The following is an 18,303-nucleotide window of genomic DNA, read 5'->3' as shown; positions in this document are numbered from 1 at the left end:
TATTATAAATATTAGAGTTTTTTATATGACATAGTAAAGGAGATGTAGCGTATGTTTGGTGATTCTCATGTTCTTATTGCTTCAATAGTTTTTATCTTAGTTTATATTTTAATCGTTTCTGAAAAACTTAACAGAACAACTGTAGCATTATTAGGTGCTTCAATGATGGTAGTTTTAAAAATAATAGACCAAGAGTTTGCTTTCGAAGCTATAGACTTTAATACTATTGGTCTACTTATAGGAATGATGATAATCGTTACAATCACTAAAAAGACAGGAATTTTTCAGTATTTGGCAATAAAAGCTGCTAAATCTGCAAGTGGAGACCCTTGGAAGATAATTTTTTTCTTCGCAATAATAACTGCAGTTTGTTCAGCTCTTTTGGATAATGTTACTACCGTACTTTTAATTGCACCTGTTACACTTGTTATAACTGACACACTAAAAATTAATCCTATACCATTTCTTATATCAGAAATACTTTTCTCAAATATTGGAGGAACTGCAACTCTAATTGGAGATCCACCAAATATTATGATAGGAAGTGCAACTAAATTAGGCTTTTTAGATTTTGTTATAAACTTAGCTCCTATAGTTGTAGTTATTTTTATTGTTACATTATTTATATTAAAGTATATATACAAGAATGAGTTAAATGTAGATGAAAAGCATAAGGAAAAAATCATGAAATTTGATGAAAATAAGTCAATCCAAGATAAGGAGCTTCTTAAAAAAAGTTTAATTGTTCTTGGGCTTACTATAGTAGGTTTTATTTTACACCAATCACTTGAACTTGAATCAGCCACTGTTGCTTTAGCTGGTGCAGCAGTTTTACTTGCTATAAGTGGTGAAAATCCAGAAGATATACTTTTAGAAATAGAATGGACAACTATATTCTTCTTTGCTGGATTGTTTATATTAGTTGGTGGTTTAGAAAAAGTAGGTATAATAGAGAGTATTGCTAAAGAAGTAGTTAATATGACAAAGGGGAATTTATTTTTAACTGGAATAATTATTGTGTGGGTTTCCGCTATAGCATCTTCATTTATTGATAATATACCTTTTGTGGCTACCATGATACCATTAATTAAAAGCATAGGTGCTATGTCTGCTATGGATATTACACCCTTATGGTGGTCATTAGCATTAGGTTCATGTCTTGGAGGAAATGGAACTATTATTGGAGCGTCTGCTAATGTTATAGTTGCAGGAATGATGGAAAAGACAGAGAACAGAATAACATTTAGAAAATTCTTTAAGATAGGATTCCCTATAATGATTGTTTCAATAATAATTTCTACAATTTACCTTATATTATTTTATTTATAAAGAGGTGAAGGTATGATAAAAAAAAGAAATATATTTTTAGATTTGCTAATTATTTCAGTTTTTATAGGATTACTGTTAGGAATAAAATGTTTCAAATATCCTGAAAGATTAAGCTCCGATTATTCTAAAGGAATTGGAGAAAAGATCTTAATAGAAGATGAAAGATTTTGGGGCATACCATTAACAGGAAAATTACAAAATTTTTAATATATGAATAATGTGAGTAGAAATTATTATTTTTAGATACAAGGTTTTTCCTTGTATCTAATATTGATATCTTTTTAAATAAAGATTAGAAAGCTTTAAAAGGGTATTTTTTTATAACATATAGGAAATTATAATCAAATAAAAATAGTAGATAAAATATAATTTCCGTTATGTGTTTCAAAAAAGTCAACCTGTGAGAATCTTCTATTTTAATAGAAGACTTTTTTATTTTAAGAAGTTTTGTAACTTGAAGGGATGATAATATGTGTGGTAGATATCAATTAAGGGTTGATTTAGATTTACTGTTATATAGATATGGAATAAAAGGTTTAGATACTGAAATTAACTATAATGGGAAAAATGAAATATTCCCATCTTATAAAGTTCCTGCTATATTAAAGGATAAGAAAAAGAAAATAGACTTTATTAAATGGGGATTCCCTTCGGAATTTTCAAATAGTCTTATAATAAATGCAAGAAGTGAAACAGTTGATGTTAAGCCTACTTTTAAAAATTCTTTTATAAATAGAAGATGTTTAATTCCAGCTAATAGTTTTTATGAATGGGATAAAAAAGGTAGAAAAAATGAAAAATATAAAATATATCTTAAAGATGAAAATATTTTTTCTATGGCAGGTATATGGTCGATATTTCAAGACAAGGAAGGTAGAGTTTTTAAAGCCTTTACCATTCTAACTACTTCTGCAAATAAAGAAATGGGAAATATACATAATAGAATGCCAGTAATTATTCCAAGGGAGAAAGAAGAATTATGGATAAGTGATGATATTAAAGATATTAAAACCATAAAAGAACTTTTAAATTCCTTTGAAGGAGAAATAATTATAGAAAAAGTAGTTGAAGATAAACAACTAACATTTGATGATTTTATTAACAGTAAAACTAGAACATAAGGAGTTGTTATAATGGATAAAATAATAATATATACAGATGGTGCTTGTTCAGGAAATCAAAATGAAAACAATAAAGGTGGATACGGAGCAGTACTTATATATAAAGAACATAAAAAAGAAATATATGGTGGTGAAAAAAACACTACAAACAATAGAATGGAACTTAAAGGATGTATTGAAGCTTTGAAATTACTTAAAAGGAATGATATTCCTGTGGAAGTATATACAGATTCTGCCTATTTGTGCAATTGTATGAATCAAAAATGGTATGAAAAATGGCGAAAAAATGGATGGAAGAATTCCAAAAAGAAGCCAGTTGAAAATAGGGATTTATGGATTGAATTAATCAAACTTGTAGAAAGCTTTGATAGTATAAAGTTTATTAAAGTAAAAGGTCATTCTGGTATTGAATTGAATGAATTGGCAGATAGCCTTGCCAATAAGGGAATTGAGGAATTGGAATAAAATAGAATAAAAAAATTTTTAAAAATCCCTTGACAATATAATAAAAAGTCTCTATAATATACTTTGTCGATAAGTTAAACTTCAAATTTGTGCGGGAGTGGCGGAATTGGCAGACGCGCTAGACTTAGGATCTAGTGCCTTATGGCGTGGGGGTTCGAGTCCTCTCTCCCGCACCAAGGATTGACTGAAAAACCAATGGGTAAAATCCATTGGTTTTTTTGTTGTATAAAAAAATAGTTTTTTAGTATGTTTAAAAAATTTTATTATTGAAAAAATGAAAAATAGTAACCTTTCTCAATTCTAAAATGTTGGTATACAAAATTATTTATGATATAATATAATGGTTAAGAAGGGACATACAATATCTGTATTTTTTAAGGATTGCTTATATTAAAATTTTTTAATACATAAACTTCAAAGATTTAAAAAGAAAAATGAGGAGGATCGGAAAAGATGAGTTCAACAGTACTAAAGAAAGAAAATAATGAAGTAACATTAAAAATTGAAGTACCAGCTGAAAAATTTGAAGAAGGGATTCAAAAGGCATATTTAAAAAACAGAAAAAGATTTAATATTCCTGGATTCAGAAAAGGAAAAGCTCCTAAAAGAATCATTGAAGCAAGATACGGGAAAGGAATTTTCTATGAAGATGCTATAAACTTTGTATTCCCTGAAGCATATAGTAAAGCAGTAGATGAGCATGAATTAGAGCCAGTTGATAGACCAGAAATTGATATCGAGCAAATAGAAGAAGGTAAGCCAGTAGTATTTACTGCTAAGGTTACAGTAAAGCCAGAAGTTAAATTAGGTGATTATACAGGTATAGAAGTGGAAAAAGTAGAGTATAATGTTACTGAGGAAGATGTAGAAAAAGAAATAGAAAGAATGAGAGAAAGAAATGCAAGACTAGTAGAGGTTAAAGATAGACCTGTAAAAGAAGGAGATATTCTAACAATAGACTATGAAGGTTATGTTGATGGTGAGCAATTTGAAGGTGGAACAGCCCAAAATCAAAGCCTAGAGATTGGTTCTGGTAGATTTATACCAGGTTTCGAAGAACAATTAGTTGGTAAAAATAAAGATGAAGAAGTTGAAGTAAATGTAACATTCCCAGAAGAATACCATGCTGAGAATTTAGCAGGAAAGGATGCAACTTTTAAAGTAAAAATCCATGAAATAAAGGAAAAAGAATTACCTGAATTAGATGATGAGTTTGCAAAAGATGTTAGTGAATTTGATACTTTAGATGAATTAAAGTCTGATGTTAAGACAAAACTAGAAGAACAAGCCAAGAATAGAGAAAAAGCTGAAAAAGAAAATAAAGTACTTGAGAAAGTAGTAGAAGGAGCAGAGATAGATATTCCAGAAGTAATGATAGAAAATCAAATAGATAATGAATTAAGAGAGTTTGAATATAGATTAAGATTCCAAGGATTAGACTTAGAAAAATACTTAGAAATGACTAATACTAAACGTGAGGATTTAAGAGACCAACTAAGACCAAATGCTGAAAAAGCTGTAAGAACTGAATTAGTACTAGAGGCTATAGCAGAAAAAGAAGAAATAAAAGAGACAGAAGAAGAATTAAATAAAGAATTAGAAAAAATAGCTAAACAGTATAATCAAGATGCAGAGAAGTTCAAGAAAAATATGAAGGCAGATGATTTAGAATATATTAAATTGGGTATAATTAAGAGAAAGACAGTTGAATATTTGGTAGAAAATGCTAAATTTGTTGAAAGTAAATAATCAGGAGGGATAACTTATGGCATTAGTGCCAGTAGTTGTTGAACAAACCAATCGTGGTGAAAGATCCTATGACATTTATTCTAGGCTATTAAAAGAAAGAATAATATTTTTAGGGGAAGAAGTAAATGATACAACTGCTAGCTTAGTAGTTGCACAATTATTGTTCCTAGAAGCAGAAGATCCTGATAAGGACATACAATTATATATAAACAGTCCAGGTGGATCAATTACTGCAGGTTTTGCAATCTATGATACTATGCAATATATTAAACCTGATGTATCAACTATATGTATTGGTATGGCTGCAAGTATGGGAGCATTTTTACTTGCTGCTGGTGCTAAAGGGAAGAGATTTGCATTACCAAATGCTGAGGTTATGATCCATCAACCATTAGGCGGTACTAGAGGTCAAGCAGAAGACATTAAAATACATGCAGAAAGAATAATAAAGATGAGAGAAAAAATTAATAAGATATTAAGTGAAAGAACAGGTCAACCATATGATAAAATAGCTAGAGATACAGATAGAGATTTCTTTATGTCTGCTGAAGATGCAAAAGAATATGGCATCATTGATGAAGTAATAACTTCTAGGAAATAACATTTAAGAGAGGTGTCTTAATGGCAAGATTTGACCAAAAACAGCTGAAATGTTCTTTTTGCGGTAAATCACGAGATCAAGTTAGAAGGTTAATTGCTGGCCCCAATGTATATATATGTGATGAATGTATTGAGCTATGTCAAGAGATAATAGAAGAAGAATTTGAAGAATCAGTAGATTTTGAAATGAATGAGCTACCAAAACCTAGAGAAATAAAAGACATTTTAGATCAATATGTTATAAAACAAGAAAGGGCAAAAAGAGCATTAGCTGTTGCTGTTTATAATCATTATAAACGAATAAATAAGAAGGTAAAAAATGAAGATATAGAGCTTCAAAAGAGTAATATAGTTATGCTTGGACCTACAGGGTCTGGTAAAACATTACTTGCACAAACATTGGCTAAAATTTTAAATGTACCTTTTGCAATAGCAGATGCTACTTCACTAACAGAAGCAGGTTATGTAGGTGAAGATGTTGAAAATATCCTATTAAAACTAATACAAGCAGCAGATTATGATATTGAGAAGGCAGAAAAAGGGATTATATATATAGATGAAATAGATAAAATAGCTAGAAAATCAGATAATCCTTCTATAACTAGAGATGTTAGTGGAGAAGGTGTACAACAGGCATTGCTTAAGATTTTAGAAGGTACAGTAGCTAGTGTGCCACCTCAAGGTGGAAGAAAACATCCTCATCAGGAGTTCATCCAAATAGATACTACAAATATTTTATTTATAGTTGGAGGAGCTTTTGATGGTATTGGAGATATAATCCAAAAGAGAATAGGCAAAAACTCAATGGGATTTGGAGCAGAAATTCAAAGTAAAAAGGAAAGAAATGTAGGTGACCTGTTAAAGCATATCGAGCCAGATGATTTATTAAAGTATGGTTTAATACCAGAGTTTGTTGGAAGGGTGCCAGTAATAGTAACATTAGATCAATTAGACCAAGATGCTTTAGTAGAAATATTAACTAAGCCGAAAAATGCTCTAGTAAAGCAATATAAAGAACTATTTGCAATGGATGAAGTTGAATTAGAATTCGACAAAGAAGCACTTGAATTAGTAGCTAAGAAAGCAATAGATAGAAATACAGGAGCTAGAGGATTAAAAGGTATTTTAGAAGATGTAATGCTTGATATAATGTATGATATACCATCAAGGGAAGATATTGAAAAATGTGTAATAACTAAAGAATGTATTAAGAATAAATCTAACCCAACCTTCCTTCTTTCAGAAAAGAGAAAGAAAAATAATAAAAAAGAGGAAACAGCCTCTTAAAAAAATACCCGCTAATGCGGGTATTTTTTATTCTTTTTTATTCCAAAATATCTATTCTATAACTGGATAAAATTGTAGCATAAAAAGAAAAATAATGCTAAACAATAGTACAGAAAGTTTTTTTCTGAAGGAGGAAGATAGTTGCAAAACTTACTTTTTTTAATTCAATTTTTCTTTGCTGTAGTTATTGGATTATACTTTTTAAATCTTCTAAGAAGTCAACAGGAAAGTAAAAGTGCAGTTAATAAAGAATCTAAAAAAGAAATGGAAAAGCTTAATAAGTTAAGGGATATTAAACTAACAGAACCACTATCCGAGAAAATTAGACCACAGAGTTTTAAAGATATAGTAGGTCAAGAAGAAGGCTTAAAGGCTTTAAGGGCAGCATTATGTAGCCCTAATCCACACCATGTAATAATATATGGTCCACCGGGAGTTGGAAAGACTGCTGCAGCAAGACTAGTTTTGGAAGAGGCTAAAAAGAATAAATTTTCTCCATTTGAAAGAGATGCAAAGTTTATAGAGATGGATGCTACAACCTTGAGATTTGATGAAAGAGGAATAGCAGACCCACTTATGGGTTCAGTCCATGACCCTATATATCAAGGTGCCGGTGCAATGGGTCAAGCTGGAATTCCTCAACCTAAGCCAGGGGCTGTAACAAAGGCACATGGAGGGATACTTTTTTTAGATGAAATAGGTGAGTTACATCCTATACAAATGAATAAATTGTTAAAAGTATTAGAAGATAGGAAGGTATTTTTAGAAAGTGCCTATTATAATTCAGAAGATATGAATATTCCAGATCATATACATGATATATTCCAAAATGGCCTTCCTGCTGATTTTAGGCTGGTAGCGGCCACTACTAGAAGTCCAGATACACTTCCACCAGCCTTAAGGTCTAGATGTGTAGAAGTATATTTTAGAGCACTTTACCCTAAAGAAATAAAATTAATTGCTGAAAGGGCTGCAAAAAAAGGTGGATTTACTATAGATAATAAAGCTATAGAAAAAATACAACTATATTGCAGTAATGGAAGAGAAGCAGTAAATATGATTCAAATTGCTGGAGGATTATGCCTTATAGAAGGAAGACATCATATAACTATAGAGGATATAGAGTGGGTAATAAATAGTGGTCATTATAATCCAAGGTTTGATAAAAAGATTAATGATAAGCCAGAAATAGGTTTAGTAAACGGACTTGCGGTTTTTGGAGCAAATATGGGTTCGGTTATTGAAATAGAAGCCTCTTCTGTACCAGTTATAAACAAAAACAAAGGCAGAATTACAGTTACAGGTATAGTAAATGAGGAAGAAATGACTACAAAGAATAAAAAATTAAGAAGAAGAAGTACTGCACAAGGTTCTGTAGATAATGTTTTAACTGTTATAAAAAAATTTTTCAACATTAATCCATCAAATTATGATATACATCTTAATTTTCCAGGTGGAATGCCTATAGATGGTCCATCTGCAGGAATAGCTATAGCAACAGCTGTTTATTCAACTCTTACAAGAACTCCTGTTGATAATAATGTAGCTATGACTGGAGAATTATCGGTAAGGGGAAAAGTAAAACCAGTAGGAGGAATTATAGAAAAAATTGAAGCAGCAAAAAGGGCTGGATGTACAAAAGTTTTAATACCTAAGGATAACTATCAGGAAACTTTAAAGAAAATAAAGGGAATTGATATAATACCTGTAGAGGTTATAGAAGAAGTAATAGAACATTCTACATTAAAAGAGGAAAGTAAAAAGTCTACTATTCCAAACATTTCAGATAATGAAAAAGTATTTGTTGCTAAAGGTATTGATCCAAATTATAATTAAGTGTGGAGGAATTTCCTCCCACTTATTGCAACTGTTTGGCTTATGTTATTGAAAAAATATGGACTTTCCAATACAATAGGTAGTGAAAGTAGCTTGGGAGGTCAAATAATGGGGGTTTTATTTTTTTTTAAAATACTTCTATATTTGGGGATTATTTTAATATTATTAAAACAATACATAGTATCATGGGTTTTATTAGATAAAGTAGGGTATAAATTTCTTAAATACATTATTCCTATTTCTGAAATCTTATTACTGTTATTTTTTGATGGATTATTTCTTCTACCATCAGTATTAGCCTTTCTATTTTTAATATATAAGCATGAAATATATAAAGATAGAGCTTTCAAAAAATACTATTCAATAAATAAGGAAAAATTTTTTTTAAAAAGAGAAAAGTTAACCTATGTCATATTAATATCCCCTGTTATATTCCTTACATTAAATAACATGTGGGAAAGCATAAATAATTTTTTATATAAGTTTAATATAGAGTTAAAAATATCAGAATATAATTTTACCTTTTTACAAAAAGATTTTGTTGACTATTTAGTATTATTTGTTTTAGTATGTATAATAGCCCCTATTGTAGAGGAATTCACTTTTAGAGTTTTAATATATGATAATTGGTTTAGAAAAAAATATGATAAGAAGATAATAGCTTTAATTGCATCAGCACTATTGTTTTCACTAAGTCATTTTGATATTAACACTTTATTATTTACTTTTATAACGGGAATTGTCTTAGGTTTTATTTATGATATTTTTGGTTATTTAGGTTCAGCAGTTTTCCATATGTGCATGAATTTTTATACCTTTATGGGAGTTATAGGACTATCTATAAATAAAATATTTACTTTATCTATTATATTAATATTAGGATTTTATCTGTTTATTAATAGAAAGGATTCGGAAAGAGTAAAAACGTAAGGAAGTAGTGGCCATAAAAAATGCAGTTTTAGTTGAGATATTATTGTAAAAGCAAAGGAGTTGATTTTATGGAAAGGTTTGAAGTTAAAAAGGAAAAAAGAACCATACCTCTTATACCATTAAGGGGATTATCTATTTTTCCATATATGGTTATGCACTTTGATGTTGGAAGGGATAAATCTATAAACGCTTTAGAGCAGGCAATGGTTAATGATTCACTTATATTTTTAACATCACAAAAAGAGGCTAAAGTTGATATGCCTACACCAGATGATTTTTATCATGTAGGAACAGTATGTAAAATAAAGCAAATGTTAAAGCTCCCTGGAGATACAATTAGGGTTTTAGTTGAAGGAATTAATAGAGGGAAAATAACAGAAGTTTTAAAGGAAGAGCCTTATTTTGAAGTAGAGATTGAAGAATATATATATGAATTAAAGGAAGAAGATAAAGAAACTGAAGCTATGATGCGAATGGTATTAGACACATTTAAAGAATATGCTAGTATAAGTGATAAGATTACACCTGATGTTGTTGTTTCAGTATCTGAAATACAAGAACCAGGCAGATTTGCAGATGTAATAGCTTCATATATCTTTTTAAAACCTGATGATAAGCAGAAAGTATTAGAAGCCTTTAATCCATATGAAAGACTTGAAACCCTTCAAGTTATCTTAAAAGAAGAAATAGAGGTTCTTCAATTAGAACAAAAAATAAGTCAAAGGGTTAAAAAACAGATTAATAAAGTACAAAAAGAGTACTATCTTAAGGAACAACTAAAGGCAATACAAAAAGAATTAGGTCAAGATGAGGGAATAGAATCTGAAGTAGAAGAATACAAAGAAAAGATAAATGCAATAGATATGCCAGAAGAAGTAAAAGAAAAGGCTTTAAAAGAAGTTGATAGACTACTTAAATTGTCTCCAGCTTCGGCAGAAACTGGTGTTATAAGAAATTATGTTGAATGGATTATTGAATTACCATGGGATAAGCAGACAAAAGATAGGGTAGATATTAAAAAGTCAAGGAAAATACTAGATGAAGACCATTATGGACTAAAGGATGTAAAAGAGAGAATTTTAGAATATTTAGCAATAAGAAAATTAGCTAAAAACATGAAAGGACCAATACTTTGTCTAGTAGGACCTCCAGGAGTAGGTAAAACTTCTATTGCAAAATCTATAGCTAGAGCATTAAATAGAAAGTTTGTTAGGATGTCACTTGGTGGAGTAAGGGATGAAGCTGAAATTAGAGGACACAGAAGAACATATGTAGGTGCTATACCTGGTAGAATTATATCATCAATGAAAAAGGCAAGTTCTAAAAATCCTGTATTCTTATTTGATGAAATTGATAAGCTAAGCAGTGATTTTAGGGGAGACCCTGCATCAGCACTACTAGAAGTATTAGATCCAGAGCAAAATAATACCTTTACTGACCATTTCCTTGAAGTTCCATTTGATCTTTCAAAAGTAATGTTTATTACTACAGCAAATACTACAGCTACAATCCCAAGACCACTTTTAGATAGGATGGAAGTTATAAGGCTATCAGGATATACAGAAGACGAAAAGGTACAAATAGCAAAAAAATATTTACTTCCTAAACAAATAAAAGAACATGGACTTAAGAAGAAAAACTTACAAATTTCAGAAAATGCAATAAGAGATGTTATAAGTAAATACACAAGGGAAGCTGGGGTAAGAAATCTTGAAAGAAATATAGCAAATATTTGTAGAAAAGCAGCTAAAAGGATTGTGGAAGAAAATAAAAAATCTGTAAGAATTAATAGTAGTAATTTAAATAAATATTTAGGAATTCCTAAATATAGATATGATAAGGCTAATGAAGAAGACCAGATAGGAATAGCTACTGGACTTGCATGGACAGCTGTAGGAGGAGATACTCTATCTATTGAAGTAACTCCTATGAGTGGTACTGGAAAACTTCAATTAACAGGACAACTTGGGGATGTTATGAAAGAATCTGCCATGACAGGTATAAGTTATATTAGATCTAAGGCAGAGGATTTAGGTATTGATGGTAAATTCCATAAAGAAAAAGATGTACATGTTCATGTACCTGAAGGTGCTATACCAAAGGATGGACCATCTGCAGGAATTACTATAGCAACTGCTGTTATATCTGCTTTATCAAATAAGCCTGTAAGAAGTGATGTGGCAATGACAGGAGAAATTACATTAAGGGGGAGAGTATTACCTGTTGGAGGTATAAAGGAAAAAGTTCTAGCTGCTAAAAGGGCAGGTATAAAGAAGGTATTACTTCCATGGGAAAATAAAAAGGATATGGAAAATATACCTGATAAAGTAAAGAAAAAGCTAGAATTCGTATTTGTAAAAAGTATGGATGAAGTATTAAAACATGCAATTGTAGAGAAGGGTGAAGGGAAAGATGAAGATTAAAAATGCCGAGATGTTAAAAGTTGCAGTAAAAAAGGAACAATATCCCAAGGAAGGCCCTATTGAAATAGCCCTTGCAGGCAGGTCAAATGTGGGGAAATCCTCGTTAATAAATACCTTAGTTAATAGAAAAAAACTAGCTAGAACTAGTTCACAGCCAGGAAAGACTCAGACTATAAATTTTTATAGTATTAATAATGATGAATTTAGATTAGTAGATTTGCCAGGATATGGATACGCAAGGGTTTCAATGAAAGAAAGGGAAAAATGGGGTAAAATGATAGAAAACTTTCTTACAAGTAGAAGAACTTTAGCAGAGGTAATACTTTTACTTGATATAAGACATTCACCGGGAGAACATGACAAGATGATGTATAATTGGATAAAATCCTTTGGATATAATGGTATAATTATTGCAACAAAGGCTGATAAGATATCAAAAGGAAAGTGGATGAAGCATAAATCTATAATAGCTAAAGCATTAGGTGTGCAAAATAGGGAGCTAATAATACCTTTTTCAGCAACAAAGAGGTTAAATAAAGAGAAAGTGTTAAACTTAATAGAGGAAATAATTAAAGTAAATACAGTGTAGACAATAAAAAAGTAGCGGAAGATTTATTCTCCGCTACTTTTTAAACTATCATCCTTAATTTTAAATTTAATATTTTTAAAATTTAACTTTAACTCACCTAAAATCATTCCTAAAAGTATAAGTATGCTTCCCACAATAGCTTTAGTAGCCATTCGTTCCCCAAGTAAAATATAGGCAAATACAGCAGAAAATACAGGCTCACCTGTATATATTAAAGCTGTATGAGTTGGAGAAGTAAATTTCTGCATCGTATTTTGAATTAAATAAGCACCAGATGTTGCTAAAGTCCCTGTTATTAATATTGCAAACCATAAATCAAATGATTTAGGAATAAAAAAGTTTTCTGATGATAGTGAGAATATAAGGCTTAATATACCTACAACTCCTATCTGAATTACTGCTAAGGCTATTGAATCAACATCTACTGTATACTTTCCAACTAAGATAATATGGAATGCAAAACCGAAGGCACAAAGAAGTGTGTAAAAGTCACCAATATTTAAACTTAGCTCAGAATTTAGAGTCATAAGACCGAGACCTGTAATAGCTAAAATTACTCCTATTATAGTAGATGTTTCAGGAGTCTTTTTTAGTAATAAAGCTGAAATAATCGGGACTAATACAACAGAAAATCCAGTTATAAAACCTGATTTAGAGGCAGTTGTATAATTAAGACCAACGGTTTGAAATGCATATCCACCAAATAATACTACTCCAATTAATGCTCCATATAGTAAGGTTTTTTTATTAATATTTTTCATGTTTTTATAAAAGATTATAGCTGAAGATAAAAAAGCTATTAAAAATCTTACAGCTAAAAAGTTATATGTTTGAATATCTTGTAATGCATTTTTTGTTATTACAAATGAAGCCCCCCATACAACTGTAACTGATAGTAGGGATAAGTCTGCTTTTAATTGTTTTGACATACAACTTCCCCCAAAAAAATAATTTATTTCATTTTATCATTACTAATCTACTTTTTCAAACATGTCTTTTCCTACTCCACAGATAGGGCATACCCAATCATCTGGTAAATCTTCAAATGGAGTACTAGGATTGATTCCTGAATCTGGATCCCCCTTTTCTGGATCATACACATAACCACAAGCTATACATTCATATTTAGCCACTTTAAAACCCCCTTTTTATATTTTATTATCAAGATATGAAATGTCTATATTAAAAAGTACCCCTTAAAAGTATTTCCTAAACATTAAAACTAGATTTTTCATTAATTTAGTGTATAATAATAATCGGGAAGTAATTAAAAGATTAACATTAATATATATGGGTAAAATATCAATGACAGGAGTTAAAATAAATAAAGTTAGGTGGGTGTGTATAGTTGTGGATAACAATAAATAAAGAAACAAACAGCGACCTATACAATATTAAAGGACTTGTGGCCTCAGTTCTTGATAAGCTTAATAGTATTATTAAAGATGAGTCTGTCCTTTTCGATATAAAACTTATTTTAAATGAATTATTAATAAATGGTGTGATACATGGTAATAAACAAAATAAAGACAAATCTGTAAGTGTAAGTGTTAAGGCAAATGACAGATTTATTCGAATAGAGGTCAATGATGAGGGGAAAGGTTTCAAATATAACAAGAAAAACTATAACCCTATGGAATTAAAGCCAAATGGTAGAGGACTTATTATTGTTGATGGATTAAGTGATGAGTTTTATATTGAAGGCAATAAAGTTGTATCAGTAAAATATTTAAAAAAAGCTATAAATTATAATAGCTAATAAATGGGAAATTAAACTTAAAATTAAACATTTATTAAGAGATAGTTTTCGCCCGACGTATAATGATGCTGGTGGATTTAGAATCCATCAGCTTTTTATGTTTAAAGCAAAAACGACCATACACCAAAGGAAACAAAAAATAATAATATATGAATATATATTATTTTCCTATATTTGTATATTTATTAATTTAATTGAAATAAAAATGTTTTCTTACAACACATAGGAAATTATAAACAAATAAAAACAGTGGAAAAAAATGAATTTGCCAAAAATAAAAAAATATATTAAAATTATGATTATAAGACTGTTCAAATAATTATGCAAATTATTTAAAAATTTTTAATAAATCTAAAAGAGAGGGAGTGGAAGGATTGCCTAAGAAATTTAAAAGAGTTCTTGTAGCCAATAGAGGAGAAATTGCCATAAGGGTATTTAGAGCATGTCAAGAATTAGGTATAAGGACTGTTGCAATTTACTCAAATGAAGATAAATGTTCATTATTTAGAACAAAAGCTGATGAAGCATATTTAATAGGTAAAAATAAGGATCCAATAGAAGCATACTTAAGTATTGACGAAATAATAGACTTAGCAGTTAAAAAAGGTGTAGATGCAATCCATCCGGGATATGGATTTTTATCAGAGAATCCAGAGTTTGCAAGAAAATGTGAAGAAGCAGGAATAGAGTTTATAGGACCTACCCATGAAATGATGGAAAAATTGGGAGACAAAATAAAATCTAAAATAGTTGCAAAAAAAGTAGGAGTACCTACAATACCAGGAGTAGAAAAACCTATTACATCAGAAGAGGAAGCAATAGAATTTGCTAGACATTGCGGATATCCTGTTATGCTAAAAGCAGCTGCTGGTGGCGGCGGAAGAGGTATGAGAATTGTAAAAAGTGAAAATGATTTAATTAAAGAATTCCGTAGTGCCAAAAGTGAAGCCAAAAAAGCCTTCGGTATTGACGATATCTTTATTGAAAAATATTTAGAAAAGCCAAAGCATATTGAGGTACAAATTCTAGGGGACAAGTATGGAAACATTGTTCACTTATTTGAAAGGGATTGTTCAATCCAAAGAAGACATCAAAAGATTATAGAATATACTCCAGCTATTTCATTAACAGAAGAAAAAAGACAAGCTATATGTAATGATGCAATAAAAATAGCTAAAGCTGTAGATTACAGAGGAGCAGGTACAGTAGAGTTTTTAGTTGATGCTCAAGGTAATCATTATTTTATAGAAATGAATCCTAGAATACAGGTTGAGCATACAATAACAGAGATGGTTACAGGTATAGACATTGTTCAAAGCCAAATATTAGTAGCAGAAGGCTATTCTTTAAATTCTCCACAAATAGGTATAAAATCACAGGATAGTATAGAGACTAGAGGATATTCCATTCAATGTAGGATAACTACAGAAGACCCTTCACTAAATTTTGCCCCTGATACAGGGAAAATAGACATATACAGAACAGGTTCAGGTTTTGGTATAAGACTGGATGGAGGAAATGGATTTACAGGCTCAATAATCAGTCCTTATTATGACAGTCTTTTAGTAAAAACTATATCCTGGTCTAGAACATTTGATGATGCCATAAGAAAGGCTATACGTGCTATTAAAGAACATACAATAATGGGAGTTAAAACAAACGCAGACTTCTTAATTAATATATTAAATCATGAACAATTTAAAAAAGGTGAATGTGATACAAGATTTATAGCCGATAATCCTGATTTATTTGATATAACTCCAAAAGAAGATACTGAAATGAAAATACTAAAATATATAGGAGAAAAGGTAGTAAATGAAACAAAAGGAGAAAAGAAAGAGTTTGATGTTCCTATAGTGCCTGATGTAGAAGTACCAGATAACTTAATAGGAACAAAGCAAATATTAGATGAAAAAGGGCCAGAAGGCCTTGTAGATTGGATTAAAAATGCTAATAAGCTACTTTTAACTGATACCACTTATAGAGATGCCCATCAATCTCTTATGGCTACAAGAGTAAGAACGGTTGATATGTTGAAAATTGCAAAAGCAACATCTACCCTAGCAAAGGATTTATTCTCACTAGAAATGTGGGGAGGAGCTACATTTGATGTTGCTTATAGATTCTTAAAAGAATCACCTTGGGTAAGATTAGAAGAATTAAGAAAGAGAATACCAAATATACTATTCCAAATGCTTATAAGAGGTTCAAATGGTGTAGGTTATAAAAACTACCCAGACAATGTTATTAGAGAATTTATTAAGGAAGCATCTTCATCTGGAATAGACGTATTTAGGATATTTGATTCACTAAACTGGATAAAAGGAATGGAAGTAGCAATAGATGAAGTCTTAAAGAATGGTAAAATTGCAGAGGCATGTATATGTTACACAGGTGATATATTAGATAATAGTAGAGATAAATATACTCTAGAATATTACGTAAAAATGGCAAAGGAAATAGAGAAAAGAGGAGCACATATTTTAGGTATCAAAGACATGTCTGCACTATTAAAGCCATATGCTGCATATAAGCTTATTAAAGCCCTTAAAAATGAAATATCAATACCAATCCACTTACACACACATGATACAAGTGGTAATGGTGTGGCAACAGTATTAATGGCAGCTGAGGCTGGAGTAGACATAGTTGATACAGCATTTAACTCAATGTCAGGCCTTACAAGCCAGCCTGCATTAAACTCAGTTGTTGCAGCATTAGAAAATACTTCTAGAGATACTAGAATAAATCTTGAAGATATACAAAAAATATCAGATTACTGGAGTGCAGTAAGACCAGTATATGGTCAGTTTGAATCAGATCTTAAGTCTGGTACAACTGAGATTTATAAATACGAAATTCCTGGTGGACAGTATTCAAACCTAAAACCACAGGTTGAAAGCTTCGGATTAGGTCATAGATTTAAAGAAGTAAAAGAAATGTATAAGAAAGTAAATGAAATGCTAGGAGATATAATAAAGGTTACTCCTTCATCTAAAGTTGTAGGTGACTTAGCAATATTTATGGTACAGAATGACCTAACACCTGAAAATATATATGAAAAAGGAAAGGGTATGTCATTCCCTGATTCAGTAGTTGCATATTTTAAGGGCCTTATGGGTCAGCCTATGGGAGGCTTCCCTGAAGAACTACAAAAGCTTGTACTAAAGGGAGAAGAGCCTATAACTTGTAGACCAGGAGAATTATTAGAATCAGAGGACTTTGATAAAACAGAAAAATATTTAAAAGAAAACTTTGACATTAAACCTACTAAGAAAGATTTATTAAGTTATGCACTATATCCTAAAGTATTTGAAGATTATCTAAAATTCAGAGAAGAGTATGGAGATTTAAGCCGTATGGGTAGTGATATATTCTTCCATGGTCTATATGAAGGAGAAACATGTGAAATAGAAATTGCAGAGGGTAAAACACTAGTTATAAAACTATTAAGAATTGGTGAATTAGATAATGAAGGATTTAGAACAATAATATTTGAAGTAAATGGAAATAGAAGAGAGATAAAAGTAAAAGATAAAGCTAGTAACCTAAGAGGTGAAGAAAGCTTTACCCAAATGGCAGATCCTTCAAATAAACTAGAAGTTGGTGCAAGTATACCAGGTAAAATAGTTAAAGTATTAGTTGAAGAGGGAGATGAAGTAGAAGAAAATCAAACTCTAGCAATTATTGAAGCAATGAAGATGGAAACAGATGTTAAGGCTTCTTCAAAAGGAGTAGTTGAATCAGTACTAGCAAAAGAAGGAGAACAGGTTAAATCAGGTGAGCTATTATTTAAATTAAAAGAGTAAAACTAAGGCAGCCGTTATTAACGGCTGCCTTTTTCTAAAAAATTTGATTAAATTTTTAAAACTATCATAAAGAAAATTTTATCTATTGAAATATAGGGTATAAAAACAAATAATTAGGCTTAATTTTTTTATTTTATCAATATCATAGTTTTTGGAGGGATATTTTAATGAAGAATACGAAACAAGAAGTTATTGCAATGTTACTGGCTGGGGGCCAGGGAACAAGATTAAAGGATTTAACTAGAAAGGTGGCCAAACCTGCTGTGCCCTTTGGAGGTAAATACAGAATTATTGATTTTGCCTTAAGTAATTGTGCTAATTCTGGCATTCATACTGTTGGAGTCCTTACTCAATACCAACCCCTTGAGCTAAACTCCCATATTGGTATAGGAAGTCCTTGGGACCT

General features: G+C 30.5%; 16 protein-coding genes and 1 tRNA gene. 15 read left to right on the top strand and 2 right to left on the bottom strand.

Translation table 11 applies throughout. The features are described 5' to 3' along the window. The first annotated feature begins 51 nt into the window (after positions 1-51). The 12 genes from BET03_RS12490 (at position 52) to yihA (ending at position 12,329) form a co-directional block, all read left to right on the top strand. Positions 52-1,329, top strand: a complete 1,278-nt coding sequence (locus tag BET03_RS12490) for an ArsB/NhaD family transporter (RefSeq protein ID WP_120170638.1) — start codon at positions 52-54, stop codon at positions 1,327-1,329. A 12-nt stretch (positions 1,330-1,341) separates the two neighbouring features. Continuing rightward, the gene (locus tag BET03_RS12485) at positions 1,342-1,536 is read left to right on the top strand and encodes a hypothetical protein (RefSeq protein ID WP_120170637.1); all 195 of its coding nucleotides are present in this window, start codon (positions 1,342-1,344) and stop codon (positions 1,534-1,536) included. 263 nt (positions 1,537-1,799) lie between these two features. Beyond that, a complete protein-coding gene (locus BET03_RS12480) occupies positions 1,800-2,450 on the top strand; it encodes an SOS response-associated peptidase (protein ID WP_120170636.1) in 651 nt (216 codons plus the stop codon). Positions 2,451-2,462: 12 nt separating this feature from the next. Continuing rightward, positions 2,463-2,915, top strand: a complete 453-nt coding sequence (gene rnhA / locus BET03_RS12475) for a ribonuclease HI (protein WP_120170635.1) — start codon at positions 2,463-2,465, stop codon at positions 2,913-2,915. A gap of 91 nt (positions 2,916-3,006) precedes the next feature. Further along, a tRNA-Leu gene (locus BET03_RS12470) sits at positions 3,007-3,091 on the top strand. 277 nt (positions 3,092-3,368) lie between these two features. Next, a complete protein-coding gene (tig, locus tag BET03_RS12465) occupies positions 3,369-4,664 on the top strand; it encodes a trigger factor (protein ID WP_120170634.1) in 1,296 nt (431 codons plus the stop codon). Between the two features lie 16 nt (positions 4,665-4,680). Further along, positions 4,681-5,265 carry an ATP-dependent Clp endopeptidase proteolytic subunit ClpP gene (gene clpP, locus BET03_RS12460; RefSeq protein WP_120170633.1) on the top strand — a complete coding sequence of 195 codons (585 nt, stop codon included), beginning with the start codon at positions 4,681-4,683 and terminating at the stop codon, positions 5,263-5,265. A gap of 20 nt (positions 5,266-5,285) precedes the next feature. Then, positions 5,286-6,551, top strand: a complete 1,266-nt coding sequence (gene clpX, locus BET03_RS12455) for an ATP-dependent Clp protease ATP-binding subunit ClpX (protein WP_120170632.1) — start codon at positions 5,286-5,288, stop codon at positions 6,549-6,551. A gap of 141 nt (positions 6,552-6,692) precedes the next feature. Beyond that, positions 6,693-8,387 carry an ATP-dependent protease LonB gene (gene lonB / locus BET03_RS12450; protein ID WP_120170631.1) on the top strand — a complete coding sequence of 565 codons (1,695 nt, stop codon included), beginning with the start codon at positions 6,693-6,695 and terminating at the stop codon, positions 8,385-8,387. 108 nt (positions 8,388-8,495) lie between these two features. Then, positions 8,496-9,317, top strand: coding sequence for a CPBP family intramembrane glutamic endopeptidase (locus BET03_RS12445; RefSeq protein ID WP_183108858.1), 822 nt, complete (start codon positions 8,496-8,498; stop codon positions 9,315-9,317). Between the two features lie 68 nt (positions 9,318-9,385). After that, the gene (gene lon / locus BET03_RS12440) at positions 9,386-11,740 is read left to right on the top strand and encodes an endopeptidase La (protein ID WP_120170629.1); all 2,355 of its coding nucleotides are present in this window, start codon (positions 9,386-9,388) and stop codon (positions 11,738-11,740) included. After that, complete coding sequence (gene yihA, locus BET03_RS12435; protein WP_120170628.1) at positions 11,730-12,329, top strand: ribosome biogenesis GTP-binding protein YihA/YsxC; 600 nt, start codon at positions 11,730-11,732, stop codon at positions 12,327-12,329. The genes lon and yihA overlap by 11 nt, the downstream gene beginning before the upstream one ends. Positions 12,330-12,352: 23 nt before the next feature. Here yihA and BET03_RS12430 read toward each other — a convergent pair whose 3' ends face one another. Beyond that, entirely contained in the window at positions 12,353-13,258 is a 906-nt protein-coding gene (locus BET03_RS12430) for a DMT family transporter (protein ID WP_120170627.1), read from the bottom strand. A gap of 42 nt (positions 13,259-13,300) precedes the next feature. Continuing rightward, complete coding sequence (gene rd / locus BET03_RS12425) at positions 13,301-13,462, bottom strand: rubredoxin (RefSeq protein ID WP_120170626.1); 162 nt, start codon at positions 13,460-13,462, stop codon at positions 13,301-13,303. Positions 13,463-13,677: 215 nt separating this feature from the next. On the opposite strand from rd, the gene BET03_RS12420 reads away from it, so the two are divergent. From BET03_RS12420 to BET03_RS12410, 3 genes are all read left to right on the top strand, one after another. Beyond that, on the top strand, positions 13,678-14,088 hold the full coding sequence (locus BET03_RS12420) for an ATP-binding protein (RefSeq protein ID WP_120170625.1): 411 nt from the start codon (positions 13,678-13,680) through the stop codon (positions 14,086-14,088). 374 nt (positions 14,089-14,462) lie between these two features. Further along, positions 14,463-17,897: a pyruvate carboxylase gene (locus tag BET03_RS12415; protein WP_120170624.1), complete on the top strand. Its 3,435-nt coding sequence runs from the start codon at positions 14,463-14,465 to the stop codon at positions 17,895-17,897. A 167-nt stretch (positions 17,898-18,064) separates the two neighbouring features. Next, on the top strand, positions 18,065-18,303 hold a 239-nt coding region (locus BET03_RS12410), incomplete at its 3' end, for a sugar phosphate nucleotidyltransferase (protein ID WP_243096945.1).

Source organism: Thermohalobacter berrensis (genome assembly GCF_003609645.1).
Lineage (GTDB): Bacteria > Bacillota > Clostridia > Tissierellales > Thermohalobacteraceae > Thermohalobacter > Thermohalobacter berrensis.
This window is presented reverse-complemented; position numbering and strand designations above follow the sequence as displayed.

What these genes read in the sequence shown, in the direction of transcription:
- clpX (WP_120170632.1), top strand. Translation starts at nt 5,286, where the DNA reads ATGGCAAGATTTGACCAAAAACAGCTGAAATGTTCTTTTTGCGGTAAA.
- BET03_RS12430 (WP_120170627.1), bottom strand. Translation starts at nt 13,258, where the DNA reads ATGTCAAAACAATTAAAAGCAGACTTATCCCTACTATCAGTTACAGTT.
- clpP (WP_120170633.1), top strand. Translation starts at nt 4,681, where the DNA reads ATGGCATTAGTGCCAGTAGTTGTTGAACAAACCAATCGTGGTGAAAGA.
- rnhA (WP_120170635.1), top strand. Translation starts at nt 2,463, where the DNA reads ATGGATAAAATAATAATATATACAGATGGTGCTTGTTCAGGAAATCAA.
- BET03_RS12480 (WP_120170636.1), top strand. Translation starts at nt 1,800, where the DNA reads ATGTGTGGTAGATATCAATTAAGGGTTGATTTAGATTTACTGTTATAT.
- yihA (WP_120170628.1), top strand. Translation starts at nt 11,730, where the DNA reads ATGAAGATTAAAAATGCCGAGATGTTAAAAGTTGCAGTAAAAAAGGAA.
- BET03_RS12445 (WP_183108858.1), top strand. Translation starts at nt 8,496, where the DNA reads ATGGGGGTTTTATTTTTTTTTAAAATACTTCTATATTTGGGGATTATT.
- lon (WP_120170629.1), top strand. Translation starts at nt 9,386, where the DNA reads ATGGAAAGGTTTGAAGTTAAAAAGGAAAAAAGAACCATACCTCTTATA.
- tig (WP_120170634.1), top strand. Translation starts at nt 3,369, where the DNA reads ATGAGTTCAACAGTACTAAAGAAAGAAAATAATGAAGTAACATTAAAA.
- BET03_RS12485 (WP_120170637.1), top strand. Translation starts at nt 1,342, where the DNA reads ATGATAAAAAAAAGAAATATATTTTTAGATTTGCTAATTATTTCAGTT.
- BET03_RS12490 (WP_120170638.1), top strand. Translation starts at nt 52, where the DNA reads ATGTTTGGTGATTCTCATGTTCTTATTGCTTCAATAGTTTTTATCTTA.